Below are 21,119 nucleotides of genomic sequence, written 5' to 3'. Positions count from 1 at the left end.
AAAAATATTCTTGATAAAAAAAAGACTGTCTTTCAACATTGATAAATGAGAGAAAGACAGTCATTAAAATTAAGTTTAGGTTACTTTAATTTTGTTTATACACCAAGACTATTCGGATTCTTTTCTCTTTCCGGCAGCCAATTTTTTATAATTCTCAATTTGCTGTTTAAGATTTTGATCGTCAGGATATAATGCAGACAAACGTTGATATACATCAATCAGCTTTCCGTACTCTTTTAAGTTCTGATAAATTTCGACAAGCACTCTGTAAGGATTGTAATATGTTTGGGTATCCTGAACATTATCATCAAGCTTTTGGAGTGCTTCTTTTTCGAGTTCAGCAGCAATTTCTTTATACTGATTCATTCCACCTGCATTCAGATAAATATTTGAAAGTTCAAACTTCAATCCGAAATCCATACCGCGTATTTTTCGAGGAACCTGCCGTTCCATCTGATCAAGGGTAGCAAGAGCTTTATCGTTTTGATTGGAATAAACATAACTGATCGCAAGCCGCAGGAATGAATTTCGATAATTTTGTATCATCCGTGTTTGGTTATCATCAAAGAAAATATTCGGGTCGCTGATACCTCTGAATTTAAACCCGGGTTTGAAATCTTTGCTGTATCCTTTATTCTCGATCAGTTGGGCAGCGAGCAGTTCCTGCTGAACAAACTCTTTACCTTGCTGACGTTTTTCAGGCACTAATCTTAAAGCCATTCCTTCCATCCGCAGGTAGTCACCAATTCCAATTTTACTGTCCTCCGAGCAAGTCACAGCAAAGTAAATCGGACGTCGCCAGTTATTAGCTTCAATTATTTCTCTCACCATTAAATCCTGAACACGGATAGCTTTGATTTCGCCGAAAGTAAGAGTGTTGTTCATCATAAATTTAACTGCCCCCATCCTGGCAACCGATGAATCAGTTATGCTGAACTGCTTCAGAAAATCTCCAGATAAAGTATGTGAAGTCAAATCTCCCGGCAGCGGGATTGTAACTTCTTTTGGTTTCCATTCAATCGGTCTCATCTGATCTATTTGAACATCTGTCAGCCGCATTTCAACTTTGCCAACATTGTAAGGGTCATTGTTTTTTAATTGCTTTATGTACCAATTAGTATTCAACAAACTGAGATTGACAATTCTTACATCCCTGCGAACTCCTTCAACATCCTGCAAATACCAAAGAGGGAATGTATCGTTGTCCCCATTTGTAAAAAGAACAGCATTAGGTGCACAGCTTTGCAGAAGGTTATATGAATAATCCCATGGAACCCAGTTGTTGCTTCTATCGTGTGTGTGATAATTCGCTATTACCATTTTGACCGGGATTAAAATAATAGCTACAGCGAGCACTGTAATTGCTGCAGCATTTTTTAGCTGTTCACTTTTTATCTTTTCGCGAACAAGATAAAAAAGTTCAATCACTCCTATTGCGATCCATATTGAAAAGACAAAGAATGCGCCAACGTAAAAATAATCCCTCTCCCTTGGCTGGGGCTGCTGCTGATTTTGATAAAACGCAGTCAGGTATCCCATCATTATAAACATAATCATAAAGATGGAAGCCATTTTCCAATCTCGCCGGAAGTGAAAATAAATTCCGAGCAATCCTATTAACAATGGAATGCCAAAAAGTGAATCTTTCATATCACCGGCAAAATTAATAGCAAGTATTTTTCCGAATATATTTCCAATATCATTAAATGGGGCAATGTTTGCACCATCATCCTGAGTCCATCCTTCGCGTCCGGCATAATTCCAGAACAAGTATCGAGTCATCATGTGATTCATCTGAAAGGAATAAAAGAAATCAAAATCACTGGAGTAATTTGTATAAATACCCATTTGATGAGGTTCGCTGGAAAATCTTCTTTTGAATATTGGAAAGTCGCCGTACTGTTCGCGGTTAAGATATGAGACTAATTCTGTGAAATCATTCGGCTCATTTTCATTCATCGGAGGGTTTTGATTGGAGCGGATTATAACCATTGCAAAAGAGGTGAAGCCAAGCATAACAAACAGCATTGAAGTAAAAACCAGGTGCATTGTTGGCTTGTTATTCTTCGTTGCATAGTACATTCCGTAACCAAGCCCGATAAAAATAAGAGCAAGTAAAAACATTTCAATTGTCAAATCATTTCCAGCAATGGAAGTCATAATAGCAGGGAGCAATTTTACAACGCCGGGATAAACAAAAAACAAAGCAAGACTGCCGATAATAATTGGCAAATAAAAAGAGCTTCTATTAAAAATCTTCTTCCAAAAAATTAAAAAGATAGCAAGACTGATTCCGAGTATGAACATTTTAAATTTACTGTCGAATGCTTCGTAAGCTTCCTGCATGGGCGGGGTTGTATCTTTTTGACCCGACCACCAGGCAACAGCAAGAATTAAAATAATAGCAATGTGCACAAGAAAAATATACCCGGTTTGTTTTGTAATTGTTTCATCTTCGAGATACTTTCTAAAAAGGATAACCATCACAACAGGCACCATCGCAAGCACACTCATCAAATGTACTCCGGTAGAAATGCCAAGCAGGTAAGCGATCATGATTAAATATTTTCCGCTGTCCGCATTATCGGCTCGTTCATTCCATCGAATAATTAAATATGTAACTCCTGCAAATAAAAAAGTACTAAAGGCATAAACTTCTGCTTCGGAACCGTTGAACCAAAAAGTATCACTAAAAGCAAAAGATAAAGCGCCAATTGCCGAAGAAATATAAATCGCCAAAGCTTCAAAAAGATTTGCCGGTTGTTTGCCGCGATAATTCTGAATCAGTTTGACAGCAACCAAATATAAAAGCAGGATTGCCGCCGCACTTGATAATACCGAAATAGTGTTTATTCTTAGTCCAATATTCTCTGCAAATGGAATCATTGCAAAGATTCTTCCGAGAAGGAGAAAGAAAGGAGTTCCCGGTGGGTGGGGTACTTGTAAATAGTAGCTTGATGCGATAAACTCGCCGCAATCCCAAAAGGAAACCGATGGTTGTAAGGTTGAGAAAAGAACAATTGCTGTAATTATAAATACGAATGCTGCAATTATTCTGTGATATAATTTAAAGTTCATCAATGTACCTCAAAGTGAAAAATCGTGTGCGAAAATAGCTATGACAGAGGTCTTACACAAAAATTAGTTAAATAAATACTCATTCTTTCTTTTTAAAAAATGAGTCATACTTGCTTGTATCAACCGGCTTTACATATTTATCGTGAATTTCTTTTAGCCGGCTCATCGAAACAGTATCAAAATCCTCTTCATCCTTATCCATTTTAACAAACATTTTATAATCCTCTAATTCTTTTCTATCGAAGTTTCTTTCAAATCTCTTAAGAGCTTCGATAAACTTTTTCTGATCTCTAAAAGAATACATATAAACTCCATCAATAAATATTGATAAAAGTATTTTTTATGCTTGTCAAAATAAGCAATCCTGTTTTAAGATGAAATGAATACTAATGATAAGACGTTCAAAAGAATTAAAAGTTAAACGAATAAATATTTTTTTTATCTTAAGCCTGCAAATTGAAATTTTTATCGGACGAATTAATCTGGAGTATAAATGACCATTGCTGCAATTCTGGCTGTACTTGTTGCCCTCGGATGCCTTGCTTTTCTGATGTTTACAAAGATATCGCCCGAAGTTGTTATGATGGCAGGGTTAACGGTTTTGGTTGTAGCAGGAGTTATCCCCATTAAAGACGCTGTCGCTGGTTTTTCTAATGAAGGATTATTAACGGTTGGCGTAATGTTTATTATCGCCGCAGGTTTACGCGATACCGGCGCAATGGAGTTATTCAGTGTTAAATTATTCGGGCGCACAAACTCTGTAAGAAAAGCACAGGCAAGGATTATGGCGCCTATTATGGCATTGAGTGGATTCCTTAATAATACTCCATTGGTTGCTGCATTTATTCCAGCAATTTCTGATTGGTCAAAGAAGAATGGAATTTCACCATCCAAATTGATGATCCCTTTAAGCTATGCAGCCATACTTGGCGGAACGATTACGATAATCGGAACGAGTACAAACCTTGTTGTAAATGGATTACTTACTTCAGAAACAGGAAAAGGCTTTGGTTTTTTTGAAATTGCCTGGGTAGGAATTCCATGCGCGGCAGCCGGTTTCTTGTATGTACTTGCCTTTGGCAAATGGCTTTTACCCGGAAGGAAATCTGCTATTGAAGCATTTTCAAACCCAAAAGAATACACAATAGAAATGATAGTTGAACCGGCAGGCTCTTTAATTAATACTACAATTGAAGCTGCCGGGTTAAGACATCTGCCCGGTTTATTTTTAATTGAAATTGATCGAAAGGGAAAAATTATTGCTGCCCCTACCCCGGATGAAATTTTACTCGAAAATGACAGGCTAATATTTACCGGTGTCACCGAATCCATTGTTGACCTTCAAAAAATCAAAGGGTTAACTCCATCCACCGATCAAATATTTAAATTAGATACGCCAAGACAGGATAGATGTTTAATCGAGGCGGTTGTTTCGGGGCGTAATCCTTTAATAGGTAAAACAATTAAAGAAGGTGAGTTCAGATCTGTTTATAATGCAGTTGTTATTGGTGTTGCGCGTGATGGCGAAAGGTTAAAAGAAAAAATTGGGGACATAGAATTAAAAATAGCAGATACCTTGCTGCTTGAAACACACGATTCATTTATCAGCCGGTACAAAAACACAAGGGATTTTTTATTGATTAGACAAATTGAAGATTCTTCACCGCGCGATCATAAAAAAGGATGGATTGCATGGTCAATTCTATTATTAATGATTTTACTTGCAAGCTTCGAGGTAATTAATATTTTAACAGCAGCATTACTGGCAGTTGGGGCAATGCTGATGACTAAATGTGTGAATTCAAATACTGCCCGACGGAGTATTGAGCTACAAGTACTCATTGTGATTGGGGCATCGTTCGGAATTGGCAAAGCATTGGAACTCACGGGGGCTGCTCAGGTTATTTCTCAATCATTTCTTTCGATTGTTGGAGATAATCCCATATTCGTTTTAGCCTGCGTTTATTTTTTGACGATGGTTATGACAGAGATGATTACTAACAATGCAGCCGCAATAATTATGTTTCCAATTGCTTTTGCAACTGCAAATTCGCTTGGATTGAATTTTATGCCGTTTGCAATCGCAATAACTATGGCTGCCTCAGCAAGCTTCTCAACTCCAATCGGTTACCAAACGAATCTTATGGTTTATGGACCGGGTGGGTATAAATTTAATGACTACTTTAAAATAGGAATACCGCTGAATTTGATGATGTGGATTATTTCAATAATAATAATTCCGCAAGTCTGGTCTTTCTATTAATGAAGTTTTCTTAAAACAGCTATAGGTTATTTTTTTAATGCCAGCAAAAAAATGCGGAAAATAAATCTCGTTGCGAATTGAAAAACTCATATCTGTCATCCTGAGCTTGTCGAAGGATGAGCTTGTTGGAAAATAATGCTGAAGAAGGGTTAATAAAAAATTATTGAAGAGGCTTGTGAATATTAAACGCGGTCAAATATTCGAGATCAACTTTTTGCACATGGCTAATTTGTCTGCCCAAAAATAATTCTGCCACCTCCTGAAATTTTGCCGGGATATCACTCACATAAAACTGATGGTTACCCATTCCGAATGAATTTGTTTCAAATCCAATTCTGGAAATTTCACTGCGAACAACTTCTGCAGACGCAATTCCTGAATCAATTAGCTTTACATTTTCGCCAATTACTTTCTGAATTACATTTGCAAGTATCGGGTAGTGGGTGCAGCCAAGCACTAACGTATCAATCTTCAAATCACGAAGCTCCTTTAGATATTCTTCGGCTATTTCATAAGTGGCTGAGTGTTCAATCCATCCTTCTTCGGCAAGCGGAACAAAAAGGGGGCAGGCTTTTTCAAATACTTCCACGTCAGGATTTAATTTTTTGATTTCTTTCGAATAAGCTTGATTGGCAATTGTAGCGCGCGTTCCAATAACTCCTATTCTTCCGGAGGAAGAATTACTAAGTGCATATTTTGCCCCCGGCTCAATCATCCCGATGATCGGCACTTTAAAATTATTCTTCAATTCCTGAATGGCTACAGATGAGGCAGTGTTGCATGCGACCACAATTGCTTTAACATTTTTCTCCATCAGGAAGTGCGCATTTTGTAAAGAATATTCAATCACCGTTGAATTGGATTTTGATCCGTAAGGTACGCGTGCAGTATCTCCAAAGTATATTAGATTTTCGGCAGGCAGCATTGATGACAATCTTTTTACGACAGTAAGCCCGCCAATACCGGAATCAAACACACCAATGGGTTTTTCTTTTTCCATGAAGTTCAAAATAAATCTTTCAGATTATTTGTTTAATAGTTTCAAGCAGCGCTTCGGTAATAAAATTAAGATCACTCTCAGAAATTTTTTTATTATTTCGATCAAGTACATAAAATGAATCAACTATATCATCACCCTTAGTAGAGATTTTCGCAAAGTAGATCATCAAACCCAACTCATTCATTTTGTGCGTAAGATGATAAAGAAACCCAAGTCTATCCGGCGAGAACACATCTATAATAGTATAGCGTTCATGCTTTTCAAAACTGATTTTAACTTTGCCGCTTCGATTAAAAAATTTACTTTCGATTCGCCACCAGCGGGATTTTAGTTTAGTCATTTCCTGATTTAGTTGAAGCAATCCGTTTACAACACGTTCAAAATCCTTTTCAATTTTCGCAAACCGTGCAACTTCAATTTTCTTCTCCGTTCGGAAATCGGCGACATTAAAAGTATCTATCACGATGCCGTCTTTTCGTGTAAAGATTTTTGCATCATAGATGTTTGCATCATTGATAGATAAAACTCCGCACAGTTTAGAAAGCAGCGAGGGAAAATCCCGAGTGATAATTGTTACATTGGTAAAATGTTCAAGTTGTTTAAAAATAACCGAGACTTGCTCACCGCGATTAATTTTTTCGATATGCAGTGCTATTTCTTCATCAGAAAATTGCTGCATATAAGCCGAATCATTTAACGCATCAATATGTTCTTTTACATTTTCTTCTGAAATTTCAGAGGAATGCTTTGTAATTTGCTTTGGGACAACATAGGTATTATTGATTAGGAGATCTTCACCGGTAATTTGCTGTTCAATCATCTCTTTAGATTTGCGGTAAAGTTCTGAAAGGAGTTCACTTTTCCAAACAGTCCATACAGCAGAATTAACAGCAGAAAGATCTGCATAAGTAACAAGGTAAAGCAGGTCAAGTTCTTCGACGGTATTAAAATTAGAAACAAAATTATTTAGAGTGCCGGGGTCATTAAGGTTTCTTCTGAAAGCCACCTGTTCCATTAATAAATGATTTTTTACAAGGAAGCAAACTTTATTCATCTCTAACTCACTGTATCCAAGCCGCTGCATAATAGAAGAAGCCATTTCCGATCCAATAATTTCGTGTCCGGAAATATTAATTGGTTTGGCGATGTCATGGAAAAGCATTGCTAAAAAAAGAATTTCTTTAGTCCTGAATGAAGAATAAATTTTCCCGAGAATAGAACTATCGCGTTCAAGTTTTTCAAGATTTTGAATAGTTATTAAAGTATGAACATCTGCCGTGTAACAATGATAAACGCCATGCTGCATAAAACCGTTAAGCTCTTTAAACTCAGGAAGAAATGTACCGAGCAATCCAAGTTCATTCATAACGGATAAAGTTTGACCAACATTTTTCGGCATTTTTAAAATTTCCCGGAAGAAAACGGAGGATTCATTTTTAATGGAATCAGAGTCGTTATGACTTTCAGCATACTCAATTATATTCGAGCGAAAGGTTTCATCAAACCTTGCACTGTGTTCACCGCGATAAAAAAATCCCCGAAGGATAATTGATAATGTTGGAGACTTTGTTCCTTTATAAAAAATTGTTTTACCTTTCAAAACAAAATCGTCATCCAAATCCATTGAAAGAGAGTCGGGCAAAGGATTTGTAATTTCATCCTGAAATTTTTTAATCATTGATTTTGTAAATCTATAAATTGTATTTGAAGCATTAAAATAACTTTGCATAAAAATTTCAAGTGCATTAGTCTGATGACTAAACATTTTAGAAATTTTATTTTGATAAGTGAATTCAAAACGATCTGTGCGCTGATCAGAAATTAAATGAAGCAGGTTTCTAACACCAAGAATAAGTCTATAGCTTTCCAGAAGTCTCGAACATTCTGTACACGTTGTTAAAGCATTTTCCTTTAAGATTGAAATGAATGCCTCCACCTGTGTAAGTTCCGTTTGTTTATTTAGTAAAACTTTATTAGCAATGATATACATCCATTCGATGCTCTGAAGATCACGAAGCGAGCCGGCGGAAAGTTTGACATTCGGTTCGAGAAGCTTCGGCGAATCGCCATATTTATCATATCGAATTTGAACATCAACAATCAACTTTTTGAGGATATCAACTTGTAATTTTTCCGTTAGAGAATTAATAAGATCTTGATTCCACTGGTCATAAATTTTTGCAGAGCCGAGTAAAAATCGTGTTTCAAAAAACTGAGTAAATGTGTGAAGGTCTTCAACCGCAAATTTTTGTATATCGGAAAAATCTCTGATTGTATGCGAAACTTCCATACCGCTGTCCCAAAATTTTGTAACGAGTGAAGCAATTTCATCTTTTGATTCTTCAACGGAAGAGGCAATAAACATAATGTCAATATCGGAGAAAGGAGAAAGCTCTCGTCTGCTGAAACTTCCTGCAGAAGCCAGAGCAAAGTTAAATTTATTTGCGCCGGCGATATTTCTTATGTACTCCTCGACGAGATGACTCAGCTCCATACTGAATTTAAAAGCATCAACTTGTTTTTTCTTGGATCGGAGAAGATGGTCGCGTGCAGTAAGAAATTCTTTTTTTAGTTCGGTTAAATCGGTCATATTAAAAATAATTATTTAAGCAAATCATCAATATCTTCATCATCAAAATTCCTGTAATCTTCATCCTCATATTCAGCTTCAATTACAGATGAAATACCGCCGCGTGTGTTAAACTCCGCAGTGATTTTCATATAGCGGGGCTTTGTAACTTCAACAAGATCATCAAGAATTTTATTAGTAACACTTTCAAAAAAAATCCCTTCATTTCTATAGGATTGAAGATAAAACTTGTAAGATTTTAATTCCACACAAAGTTTATCAGGAATGTATTCAAGAGTTATAGTAGCAAAATCCGGCTGCCCGGTTTTGGGGCAGAGCGAAGTAAACTCCGGTGCAATGTGTTTTATTTCGTAATCCCTGTTTGGATATTTGTTTTCAAATGTTTCTAATAAACTTAGTTTGTTGTTTACGAGTTTTAGTTTTGTGCTCATATATTGGCCTTTATATTTTCTGAACCTGAGTTAATCTGAATATTCTTTTTCGCACTAATAATTTCTAATACTTTGGTCTAACTTTATATTTTATTGTGTCTTCAAATCCTGCTTGCTGAAAACCGCGTAAACGTAATGCACAACTATCACAAACTCCGCATGCTTCATCTTCATTTTGATAGCAGCTCCAAGTTAAGTGAAGCGGTGCATCAAGTTCAATTCCTTTTTTAACAATTTCTGCTTTAGATAAATTTATAATAGGAGTAACAATTTTAATTTTTGTCTCCGGTTTTGTTCCAAGATCAATCATTTTTTCGTAAGCAGAAAAAAAATCCGGTCTGCAATCAGGATATCCGGAAGAATCTTCATAAACTGCTCCGATAAAAACAGCACTTGCGTTTAAAACTTCAGCCCAGCTTACGCAGGCGGAAAGTATGTTCGCATTTCTAAATGGAACGTAAGAAGAAGGAATGTTTTTATTTTCTAAGTCTGCTTTAGTCACTTCAATATTTTTATCAGTAAGCGATGAGCCGCCGATTTTTGCAAGGTGTGTGTAATCAATTATTAATCTTTCTTTTACTCTAAAATGATCTGCAATTTCATTGAAGGCTTTCAACTCCCGCTTCTCTGTTCGCTGCCCATAATTAAAATGTGCAAACGCAAGATTGTATTCCATATTTGCAATTGCAGCAGTAACACAGCTATCCATTCCTCCGCTTACGGCAATAACTGCAATATTTTTTGTTTCTTTTTTCATACTTGAAATATCCATTCGCAAAATAGCAAAATGGCTTTTCAGAAAATAGGACTTTAGTCAAAATTGACTAAACTATTTTTATTTTCAACGATTCAAATTATTAAATTGCTGATGATGAAAATAGAAATGACGTATGATTAAATTTATTCCATTGGGCGGTGCGGGTGAAATTGGTGCAAGCTGCTTCTATCTGAATATTGCAGGCACGGGAATAATTTTGGACTGTGGAATGCACCCTCAAAAGAAAGGGCTGGATGCACTTCCAGATTTTGACTTAATTCAAAACGAAAATATTGACTTCGTATTAATTACTCACGCTCATCAGGATCATCTTGATGCATTACCGTTTTTAATTAAGCGATTTCCCTACCTTCAAATATTTACCACTCCCCAAACGCGTGCCGTTGCAGAGTTGACGCTTCAAAATACAATTTCAATTCTGCGAGAACAAATCTCTGAGGAAAAATACCAACTCTACTCGCATGAAGAGATTGATTTACTGATTCAGTCAATTCAATATAAATCTTATGAAGAAAAATTTTCACTCCGGGGTTACAAGCACGAAAGTAAATCTGAAATAAATATTTCCTTCCACGATGCAGGACATATTATTGGTTCAGCAGGAATTTTTATCGAGCATGACGGAAAAAAAATATTTTATACGGGCGATATTAATCTTCAAAAACAATCACTGCTTTCCGGAGCGTATTTACCAAAACAGAAAATTGATTTGCTGATCACAGAATCAACTTACGGCTCGACTGATTCCTCTAAAATTCTTGAATGGCAAAAAGAGGCAGAAAGACTTGCTAAATCACTGAATAAAATTTTAAATAATAATGGCTCTGTGCTGATTCCTGTATTTGCTTTGGGCAAGATGCAGGAAATGCTTTCGATGATTTATAAACTGATGAGGAGTAATAAAATTCCACAAGTTGATATCTACACCGGTGGAATCGCTAATAAAATCAGTCGTATTTATGACTATAACCGGTTCGTGATTAATGAGAATGATCCGACTTTTGAACTTAGTCAAATCCCGCAAATAAATTATTTTGAAGTTAAAAACCATAATGATTTTTTTAACTCACCCTGCATTGTGCTTGCATCAAGCGGGATGGTAATTGAAAAAACTGCCTCGTACAAATTTGCACAACAATGGTTGAAGCAAAGTAAGTCGGCTATTTTTACAGTTGGTTATATGGATTCACAAACTCCCGGTTATCAAATTGCCAATGCCCGAAAGGGAGATAAAATCAAACTGAGCGAGTTTTTTGAAGAGGAGGAGGTAAAATGCGAAGTTCAACATTTCAGATTTTCGGCGCATTCAAAACGGGAAGATCTTTTGCAGATTGTTGAATTGCTGAATCCTTCAACTGTAATTCTTGTTCACGGTGATGTGCCGGCAATTGATTGGATGGGGGCAAATATTTTAAAGCAAAATCCAGCCGTGAAATTATTCGCGGTTGAAAAGGGCAAAGAAATAAATTTTTAAAGCTATTAAAATTTATTTGAGGCAGAATTATTTTGTGGTTTCAAGAATCCAATCCTTGATCACATTCAATGCAGAAGGTGAAATTGTTTCTTCAATTGTTGAATATTCCATGGGTGAGCCTGTTTTAGCAGTTTGAAATAAATGATTCAAGCCGGGCAATTCAACTAATTTATAATTTTCTTTTCCTGCTTCTTTAAATGCTTTTTGAATCATTGCCAGATTTTCTTTCGGAGGGACCTGCAAATCTTTTTCTCCATTTATTGCAAGGATGGGGCAGCTAACTTTTGTTAAAGTTTCATATGGATCGTAAGCCAAAAAATATTTAAACCAGGGACTTTGCATCATACTAAACTGTCTCTCCATAAAAATATCCTTATCACCGATTTGAGTTTTTTCTTTATCAGTCATTTCAATATAGGCTCTTTCAAACACATCACGCAGTTGCGATGAAACAGAGGCAGAATCTTTTTCCGAAAGGAGTATTCCATAAAGCTGTTCATTTAACCCGGCACCTTTTTTTATTTCATCTTCTGGTTCTCCGTTCGCTCTTAAAATTAATTCTGTTTGTAAAACTAAAATTTCTTTTCCGCGCAATCCCGGTCCAGCCATCATAATAATAAAAGCGACATCTTCCGATTGGACAGCAGCAAGTGGAGCGATCAATCCACCTTCGCTGTGTCCGATGATTCCAATTTGATTTTTATTTATTTGATCTTTTGATTTGAGAAAACCCACTGCCGAAAGAGCATCACCAACAAAATCTAATGTTGTTGCAGATGAAAAATCACCCGTAGATTTTCCCACACCCCTGTCATCATATCTTAAAACTGCAATACCATTTCTTGTCAGGAAATCAGCGATTACAAGAAAAGGTTTGTGACCGAGTAATTCTTCGTTTCTGTTTTGCGGACCCGAGCCGGAAACAAGAATTACAACGGGAAAGTTTTCCCCTTCCTTCGGATAAGTCAAGGTACCTGCAAGTGTTATATTTGCATTTTTATTTTCAAACACAACTTCTTCTTCAATATATGGAAAAGGCGGCTTGGGTTCTTGCGGTCTATTGATGGTAATGACAGAATCTGAGCGAGAGAGTTCGAGGTCAAATGATTGTCTGCCCTGATTCCATTTGCCGGAAATAGATTGAGCTGTCTCATTCAAACTTCCCTCGAAGAATCCAACTATAGAAGTTACTTCGAATTTTACATACGGGGGGTTAAAAATTACAGTATCTACGGGGATGCCAAAAGCTCCCTGATCCGGACTGTCTAATGTTGCAATAAGTTTTTGATTTTCGGTTTCAATCACATTAAAAACAATTCTCAATTGGATTGATGAAATTTTAAGAGCGCCTTGCCAGTTCCCAACAATTTGATTTTGTTGTGCAATAGCCGGCAGCGATAGCAGCATTAAAAAAAGGATTAGTGAATAAAAATTAAATTTAAGTACTTTAATCGCTTCCATTTTTTTTCCTTTAAAAAATCAAATGATGCTTGAACAAAGTTGTTCGACTTCCTCAACTGATTTAGGAATAGGTCTTCCAAGTACTTTGCCGGCATTTTTCCCAACTAAAATATTGTCTTCAATTCTTACCCCGCCAAAGGTTCTATATTTTGCAACCGCATCATAATTGATAAACTCGTTGTGCATTTTTTTTGATCGCCATTGATCAATAAGTTCAGGAATAAAATATACGCCCGGCTCAACAGTTAGTAAAAAACCTTGCTGAAGTGGTTTTGCTAATCTTAAATATGCAAGCCCGAATTGATTGCTTCTTTCGATAGATTTATCATAGCCGACAAAATTTTCCCCCAGCCCTTCGAGATCGTGAACATCAAGCCCGAGCATGTGTCCGAGTCCGTGCGGAAAAAACAAAGCATGTGCGCCTGCAGCAACAGCTTCATCAACACTGCCTTTCATCAATCCCAGATTTTTCAATCCTTCGACAATCACTTTTGCTGAATGCAAGTGAACATCTTTATACTTTACCCCCGGTTTTATTTTCTGAATTGCACCCATCTGCGCATCAAGTACGATTTGATAAATCTCTTTTTGTTTATTAGAAAATTTTCCGCTTGCAGGAAAAGTCCTTGTAATATCGCTTGCATAATGCAGAAGAGATTCTGCACCGGAATCATTAACAACAAGGTCGCCGTCTTTTATCAGGTTATCGTGATGATGATTATGCAGTGTTTGTCCATTGATAGAAAAAATAACTGAGAATGAAACACCGCAGCCCATTGAGAGAGCAATGCCCTCGATTGCCCCTGCAATTTCTCTTTCATAAATACCCGGGCGTGTCATTCGCATTGCGTAGGTATGCATTTGATAAGCGATCTCAAGAGCAAATTCTGTTTCAGCGATTTCTTCTTTATTTTTTATTGAGCGCTGTTCAATTACATTTTTAATTAATTTTTCCGACGAATATTTATTAATTGATTCGGCGTTGATTCCTAAAAGTTTTGAAAGATCAAAAACAATTTTCCACCTGTATTGGGGGAGGAAATGAATCCTTCTGCCTGTTCTAATTGCAGATAATAATTTCTCTCCCAATTTATCGAGCAGCAATGTTTTTTTCACTCCCGCAAGTTCAGCTTTTTGTTTAATTGTTTTTTGCGGTCCCATCCACACAACATCGTCCACGGTGCAATCATTACCGAAAATGATTTCTTCATTATTATCAACGTCAATCAATCCGAAAACATCCGGCATATCCAAACCGAAATAATATAAGAATGAACTATCCTGTCTGAAAGTATATGTGTTGGCTGGATAGTTCATTGCCGGTTCTTCGTTGGCCGGGAATAACACTAACCCCGAACCCATTTTCTTTTTCAGTTCGTTTCTTCTTTTGGTGTAGATTTTTGAATCAAACATTTCTTGCTCCGACTTGATTAGAATTAATTAATTCGCAAATAAATTTTGTTTACTCTTAGGGTTAAATTAAGGAATAGCTGATTAAAATATTGAAAATATTTTAAGCTGCCAGTAATTACCCTATATTTAATATGGCAGATTAGTGGGAAACGAAGTGTCGGAAATATGTAAAAAATTTATTTGATTAATTGTATCCAAATCGTTTGAAATACTTTAATCTTATTTAGGATTCATCTCTTAAAATTTAACAACATTTATTAAAACCTTCCTCTATTCTTCCATTTTTGTACCAATGCGTTGTGTAATTCGTGAATTAAATTTCTTGAATCTTAGCTGCTCAATAACTAAGTTTTACAATGTAAAAATGATTTAATTTGAGTATTAAGTCTATTTGACTAAATTTTTATCAGGAGTCATAGAAGGTGGCAATATTTAATTTTAATAAAGTACGTTCACTCGAGATTGAAAACGAGGAATTAAAAACAAGGTTATTTCTTTTAAAAACAAAAGAAGATAATCAAACCCGTTTGGAGGAAGTGCTTAAAAAGCTGCGAAATAGTGTTTCTGAATTGAACGAAACTAAAAGTGTTTTGATAGATGAAATTGATAATTCTCAAAAGAAAATACAGAAACAAAAAGAACAAATCTCTTCCCTGCAAAATGATATTAGCCGACTCAATAAACAAAAAGAGCTTCATCAGAATGACATACTTGAGCTTTCAAATAAATTAAACCAATTAAAAGATCAAGCGGCTCATTCAACTATTACTAAGAATCCGAATATTGAAGAATTAAAAGCCGATGAAGAAAGAGTTGAACGCCTTCGCGATGAGCAAACTGCCCTTGAAAATAAAATTGATCTTATAACTAAAAGAATCAATGAATTAAACATTCAAGAACTTGAACTGATTGAAAGTGTTGAGTTAAGAAATAAAGAAGTGCTTTCGATTGAACAGAAGAACATTTCGGGAAACCAAAAAACTATTAGTGATATTGAGTTAAAAATTTCAAAGTTAAAATCTCAGGAAACTGATCTTCTAAAAAGAATTGAACAATTAACACGGGCTGAGGAATCAAAAAAACAAATTCTTGACGATCTCGAAGAACAACTAGGGACTACGCATCAAAAAATTGATGCGCTAAAATTAGCCGAAGAATCTAAGAAACAAATTCTTACCGAACTTGACAAAAAACTTCTTACTTCACAGGAAGAGATTGACCAATTGACATTGGCTGAAGAATCAAAAAAACAAATTCTTGATGAGCTCGAAAGACAACTTAATGCTACAAACCAACAGGCGGGGGGATTGTCTTTAAAAAGAAGCACGCTTGACAGGGACATTCAGGATAAACTGAAGCTTTTTTCTGATACGGAAGAATCATATCAAAAACTCAACAAGCAAACTGAATTTGCACGGAAAGAACTTGAACAACTTCAATCTGAAATTAAAAATACAAATCAACAATTTTCAATTTCTATTCAGAAACTGAACGAAACCGAACTTAAGATAAAAGATCTTGAAGAAATTGAACGCGCAAGGAAAAATATTCTTACCGATTTAAGCCTGCAGTTGAACAATCTGCAAACTGAAAATAAAAACCTTGAATCAAAAAATATTTTCCTGATGAGAGATAATGAAACAAAGGCAAAACAATTAGCCGATATCGAAAAGAATTATTTACTGATCCAATCACAATTTGACTCAACTGAAAAACAGCTTGAGAAAATTAAATCCGAACTAGATTTCAATCAAAATAAATTGAATCACCAACTGGAAGAACTTAAAAATTCAGAGATTGATCTAACGGCTCTCCGCGAAGAGAAAAAAAGAATCGAAGATATTCAAGCTGACTTCCAGCTCAATTTTGATTCTGCAAAAAATGAATTAAATAAAATTGTAGAGCAAAAAACGAAGATCAACGAGATGGTCCAATTGCTTGAGCAAAGAAAATCCGAGTTGGAACAAACAAACTCTGCAATTGAAAACCGCTTTTCCAAAATCTTTCAGAAATTTAATATTGAATACAACGACTTGATGAAAAAGAAAACTCTCCTGGATCAAATTGCAGCGAAAAAAGATAAGGATGTTGCAGAAAAAGATCAGCAGCTATTTGAAAAAATTTCAGCCCTCGAAGAAAGCGAAAGAATTCTCTCAATGCGTCAGGCAGAAATAGACTCTTTTCAACAACTGCTTAAAACAATAAACGAACAAAAAGAACTGCTGAAGAATGAATTGCTTAAACTTGATTCCGTTTCATTAGAAAAGAAAAGTTATAACGAGGATTTAAAACTTGAATCCGAATTGTTATTAAAGAAAAAAATAACAATTGAACAAACTTTACAAGAAGTTATCAATGCGATGACAGACCGTTTTGAAAAAATAAAAGACCGCCGAACAATGCTTGATGATGATATAAACAATTATGAGCTTAAATTGACGACACTCCGTAATCAACTTGAAGACTCAAGAAAAGCATTAATTGAAGTTGAAAACTCAATCAGTACCCGAAAAATAGAGCACGAAGATCATAACGGACAGGTTGCCAAACTTATTACTATGAAAAAGAAACTCGAAGAAGAGATTGCAAACCATCAAGTAGTTCTTCAAAAATATCAAAAAATTCGTGAGAAGCTAAAAATTGAACAAGCATTAATTAAATCAAGAAGAGATGCCTCGGCTAAAACAAACGAAGAATTAAACGATGCCGAGAATTCTATCAATGAGGACGAACGATCAAAAATATTTAAGCTATAGTTTTACTATCTTCCTTTAACTTAATTCTGCTCAAAAGAAAACAAGGAACAATTATGAAAGTAATTTCAAAACTCATAACTTCAATTATTTTATTACCCCTCCTTTTAAGTAATCATTCATTACCACAAAATAATTTTCCGGGTTTATTTAAAACTCCCGATTGGGCAAAAGCTCTTTCTATTTATGAAGTAAACATTCGTCAGTTTACAGAAGCCGGCACATTTAAGGAATTTGAAAAACATCTCCCCCGTTTGAACGACGTTGGTGCCGGTATTTTATGGTTAATGCCAATTAATCCAATCGGTGAAAAGAATAGAAAGGGACCTCTCGGCAGTTACTATTCAGTAAAAGATTATCTTGCCGTAAATCCCGAGTTTGGATCGCTTGATGATTTTAAATCTCTTGTGAATAAAGCGCACGCAATGGGCATGTATATTATAGTAGATTGGGTTGCAAATCATTCCGCTTGGGATAACGTTTGGGTAGGAACTCATCCTGATTTTTATACAAAGGATAGTGCCGGAAATTTTGTCCCTCCGATTCAGGATTGGGGGGATGTAATTGATCTTAATTATGATAATAAAGATTTATGGAAAGAGATGATCAACGCTCTCAAGTATTGGGTGAAAGAATGCGACATTGATGGTTACCGCTGTGATGTTGCAGGGATGGTGCCGATTGAATTTTGGATTGAGGCACGAAAAGAACTTGAAAAAATTAAACCAGTATTCATGCTTGCCGAATGGGATAAGCCTGAAATACACGAAGCATTTGATATGAGCTATGATTGGAACTTCCATAAAATTATGAACTCGATATATAAGGAGGAGATGACAGCTTCAGATATAGTTGAACATTTTACTGATGATAAAAAATATTTCCCTGCTGATGCAATCAGGATGCTTTTCACTTCTAATCATGATGAAAACAGTTGGAACGGAACTGAATTTGAAAGGCTGGGGGAAGCAGCGGAAACGTTTGCTGTTCTAACATGCGTACTTCCGGGTATGCCCCTGGTTTACAGCGGGCAGGAAGCAGGTTTTAATAAGCGGCTGTCTTTCTTCGATAAAGACACGATAACCTGGAAAGAACATCCGATGAAAGATGTTTATAAAAAATTATTTATGCTTCGAAATATTAATCAAGCTCTGCTTCCGGAAAGCTCCATTAATTTTTTCGATATAAATGATGACGACTTAATTCTATTCACCAGAAGCACAGACGATGAAAAAGTTTTTGCTATTTTTAATTTATCAAAAGATGAAAAGGATTTTTCTTTCTATGATAAAAGTATGAATGGAAACTTTCGAAATTATTTTACCGGGGAACTTGCAGATTTTTCAATCTCACAAAATCTGAAACTGAATCCCTGGAGTTATAAAATCTTTGTGAAGCAATAAAATTATTATAAATGAAACCTTATTTTTTTTCGATATTATTCTTCTGCTTAACTGCCACTAATTTATTTAGTCAATCTGCAGGATTAAATTTTACTCTTGCTTTTCCAATGGGTGAGTTTAAAGAAAATGTTGATAGAGTTGGGTTTGGAATTGCAGGACAATTTTTATTAATTATTCCCAAACCGGGACAGCCTTTTGGAATAGGATTAAACGCAGGGTTTATTAATTATGGAAATGAAACGAGAAGGGAACCTTTCAGCTATACTATCCCTGATGTTTTTGTTGATGTCGAAAGATCGAACAACCTTGTAAACTTTCACCTTCTATTTCAAATTGCACCCTACAAAGGAAGAATAAGACCATATTTAGAAGGGCTTTTCGGCGGTTCTTATTTGTTTACTGAAACAAGTATTAAAAGCCAGGATTATTCTGAAGTCGCAAGCTCCACCAACCTTGAAGATTTTGCATGGAGCTACGGGGGCGGGGCAGGAATCATGATTCAAATAACAAATGAAAATGAACAAGGCACCTCAATCTTTTTAGATATTAAAGGCAGATATTTAATGGGAACAGAAGCAGAATATCTAAAAGAAGGATCAATTGAAATAATCGGAAGTCAGGTTTATTATGACATTACCCGTTCTAAAACAGATTTACTTTCAGCTCATCTTGGTGTGATTGCATTCTTTTAATTTTAGATTCACCATTGCCGTAATGATTTTTACCATGACATACTTGACATTGTAATTTAACTCTGCTATTTTTCCAACAGAAATTAAATCAGTAAAATTGATTGACTCAAATACATATCGTTCAATTCTCCAAACTCCAAACCATCTCTGGCGCTGGCGCCGCTAATATTTTTTTCTTCCTAAAATCTTTTTAAAAATTTTTAACTCGTTAGTTAATAACTAATTATTTATTCATTAATTTATTTAAGGAGTTCTTTATGAACGCATCCAAAAAAATTCTGTTAAACGAATCTGAAATACCGCTGAACTATTACAACATCCAGGCAGATATGCCAAATCCAATGCTGCCTCCGCTTCATCCGGGAACAAAGCAGCCGATTGGTCCGCAAGATCTTGAAGCATTATTTCCAATGGAATTAATTAAGCAGGAAGTTTCCAAAGAAAGATATATTGAAATACCTGATGAGGTTAGAAAAATTTATAAAATGTATCGCCCAACTCCGCTTTATCGCGCGACTGAATTAGAAAAGCTACTCGATACTCCGGCAAAAATTTATTATAAGTATGAGGGGGTTAGTCCCGCAGGTTCGCACAAACCAAACACTGCAATTGCACAGGCATTTTACAATAAGATGGAAGGGGCAAAAGGTTTGGCAACTGAAACAGGTGCCGGACAGTGGGGAAGCGCACTAAGTTTTGCGTGTCAAAAATTCGGTTTAAGCTGTGAAGTCTATATGGTAAAGATCAGCTACGACCAAAAGCCTTACAGAAAAATTATGATGAATACGTGGGGGGCAACTGTTATTGTTTCACCAAGTAATAAAACAAATTCAGGAAGAAAAATTCTTGAACAGGATCCGGATTCTCCCGGCAGCTTGGGTATTGCAATATCTGAAGCTGTTGAGAGAGCCGCTACAACAGATGGAATAAACTATGCACTCGGCAGTGTACTAAATCATGTTCTACTTCATCAAACTGTAATTGGACAAGAGGCAATAAAACAATTAGAGATGGCTGGTGATTTTCCTGATATTGTTATAGCACCATTTGGCGGCGGATCAAACTTTGCAGGAATTGCATTTCCATTTTTGCGATATAATTTTCAGGAAGGAAAACACATTCGCTGCATTGCTATTGAACCTGCATCATGTCCAAAATTAACTAAAGGAGAATTTAGATATGATTTTGGTGATACAGTTGGATTAACCCCGTTAATCCCAATGTACACACTCGGACACACATTCGTTCCAGCCCCAATCCATGCAGGTGGGTTGCGTTATCATGGTGCCGGTGCAATTGTAAGTCAATTATTAAAAGATAAATTAATTGAAGCATCAGCAATTGCACAACTTGAATGCTTTGAAGCCGGAGTAAAGTTTGCACGGACTGAAGGAATTATTCCAGCACCTGAAGCAACACACGGCATTGCACAAGTTATTCGTGAGGCAAAAAAAGCCAAGATTGAAGGAAAACAAAAAATAATTTTGTTTAATCTTTGCGGGCACGGTTATTTTGATATGAGTGCTTATCAAGCTTACTTTAATGGTGAGCTGCAGGATCACGAATTAACTGATAAAGAACTTTATTCTGCATTAAGAGAATTGGATACTCCTGTTGCAATTTAATTATAAATTCAAAGATGACATCTTTTAAAAGATGTCATCTTTAGGAAGAAGATGTAGTTCCTTTTTCATCCTTTTGCTGGATTGTCCTTAGAAAAACTTTTTATATATTTCTATAAATAAAAGTATCAGTCATAATAATCTTTTCAGTTAAGAGGTAT

The 21,119-nt window shown here is 35.8% G+C and carries 14 protein-coding genes; 6 read left to right on the top strand and 8 right to left on the bottom strand.

The features are described 5' to 3' along the window. Nucleotides 1-108: 108 nt before the first annotated feature. Complete coding sequence (locus tag IPH11_08625) at nucleotides 109-3,078, bottom strand: DUF2723 domain-containing protein (protein ID MBK6913720.1); 2,970 nt, start codon at nucleotides 3,076-3,078, stop codon at nucleotides 109-111. A gap of 79 nt (nucleotides 3,079-3,157) precedes the next feature. Then, nucleotides 3,158-3,382 (bottom strand): hypothetical protein, encoded by a 225-nt coding sequence (locus tag IPH11_08620; protein MBK6913719.1) that lies wholly within the window; start codon nucleotides 3,380-3,382, stop codon nucleotides 3,158-3,160. Between the two features lie 189 nt (nucleotides 3,383-3,571). Here IPH11_08620 and IPH11_08615 point away from each other — a divergent pair, with 189 nt between their 5' ends. Then, nucleotides 3,572-5,341: an SLC13 family permease gene (locus IPH11_08615; GenBank protein ID MBK6913718.1), complete on the top strand. Its 1,770-nt coding sequence runs from the start codon at nucleotides 3,572-3,574 to the stop codon at nucleotides 5,339-5,341. Nucleotides 5,342-5,501: 160 nt separating this feature from the next. Here the strand turns inward: IPH11_08615 and IPH11_08610 are convergent, their stop codons facing one another. From IPH11_08610 to queC, 4 genes are all read right to left on the bottom strand, one after another. After that, a complete protein-coding gene (locus IPH11_08610) occupies nucleotides 5,502-6,341 on the bottom strand; it encodes a glutamate racemase (protein ID MBK6913717.1) in 840 nt (279 codons plus the stop codon). A gap of 19 nt (nucleotides 6,342-6,360) precedes the next feature. After that, nucleotides 6,361-8,931: an HD domain-containing protein gene (locus IPH11_08605; GenBank protein ID MBK6913716.1), complete on the bottom strand. Its 2,571-nt coding sequence runs from the start codon at nucleotides 8,929-8,931 to the stop codon at nucleotides 6,361-6,363. 11 nt (nucleotides 8,932-8,942) lie between these two features. Next, nucleotides 8,943-9,362 (bottom strand): NADPH-dependent 7-cyano-7-deazaguanine reductase QueF, encoded by a 420-nt coding sequence (queF, locus tag IPH11_08600; protein MBK6913715.1) that lies wholly within the window; start codon nucleotides 9,360-9,362, stop codon nucleotides 8,943-8,945. 64 nt (nucleotides 9,363-9,426) lie between these two features. Next, nucleotides 9,427-10,119, bottom strand: coding sequence for a 7-cyano-7-deazaguanine synthase QueC (gene queC / locus IPH11_08595; GenBank protein MBK6913714.1), 693 nt, complete (start codon nucleotides 10,117-10,119; stop codon nucleotides 9,427-9,429). 133 nt (nucleotides 10,120-10,252) lie between these two features. Between queC and IPH11_08590 the strand changes: the two genes are divergently transcribed. Then, nucleotides 10,253-11,614: an MBL fold metallo-hydrolase gene (locus IPH11_08590; GenBank protein ID MBK6913713.1), complete on the top strand. Its 1,362-nt coding sequence runs from the start codon at nucleotides 10,253-10,255 to the stop codon at nucleotides 11,612-11,614. Between the two features lie 27 nt (nucleotides 11,615-11,641). On the opposite strand, the gene IPH11_08585 is transcribed toward IPH11_08590, so the two are convergent. Both IPH11_08585 and IPH11_08580 read right to left on the bottom strand, forming a co-directional pair. Then, nucleotides 11,642-13,021: an alpha/beta hydrolase gene (locus tag IPH11_08585; GenBank protein MBK6913712.1), complete on the bottom strand. Its 1,380-nt coding sequence runs from the start codon at nucleotides 13,019-13,021 to the stop codon at nucleotides 11,642-11,644. A gap of 72 nt (nucleotides 13,022-13,093) precedes the next feature. Beyond that, a complete protein-coding gene (locus tag IPH11_08580; protein MBK6913711.1) occupies nucleotides 13,094-14,488 on the bottom strand; it encodes an aminopeptidase P family protein in 1,395 nt (464 codons plus the stop codon). A gap of 422 nt (nucleotides 14,489-14,910) precedes the next feature. On the opposite strand from IPH11_08580, the gene IPH11_08575 reads away from it, so the two are divergent. The 4 genes from IPH11_08575 to IPH11_08560 all read left to right on the top strand — a co-directional run bounded on the left by IPH11_08575 (nucleotide 14,911) and on the right by IPH11_08560 (nucleotide 20,961). Next, complete coding sequence (locus IPH11_08575; protein ID MBK6913710.1) at nucleotides 14,911-17,244, top strand: hypothetical protein; 2,334 nt, start codon at nucleotides 14,911-14,913, stop codon at nucleotides 17,242-17,244. 53 nt (nucleotides 17,245-17,297) lie between these two features. Continuing rightward, nucleotides 17,298-18,644, top strand: a complete 1,347-nt coding sequence (locus IPH11_08570; GenBank protein ID MBK6913709.1) for an alpha-amylase — start codon at nucleotides 17,298-17,300, stop codon at nucleotides 18,642-18,644. A gap of 11 nt (nucleotides 18,645-18,655) precedes the next feature. After that, the gene (locus IPH11_08565) at nucleotides 18,656-19,336 is read left to right on the top strand and encodes a hypothetical protein (protein ID MBK6913708.1); all 681 of its coding nucleotides are present in this window, start codon (nucleotides 18,656-18,658) and stop codon (nucleotides 19,334-19,336) included. A gap of 257 nt (nucleotides 19,337-19,593) precedes the next feature. Beyond that, on the top strand, nucleotides 19,594-20,961 hold the full coding sequence (locus IPH11_08560) for a TrpB-like pyridoxal phosphate-dependent enzyme (protein ID MBK6913707.1): 1,368 nt from the start codon (nucleotides 19,594-19,596) through the stop codon (nucleotides 20,959-20,961). The last annotated feature ends 158 nt before the right edge of the window (nucleotides 20,962-21,119 follow it).

Source organism: Ignavibacteriales bacterium, from assembly GCA_016709155.1.
Classification (GTDB): Bacteria; Bacteroidota; Ignavibacteria; order Ignavibacteriales; family Ignavibacteriaceae; genus JADJEI01.
Note: the sequence above shows the minus strand (reverse complement) of the source record. Positions and strands in the feature narration are given on the sequence as shown.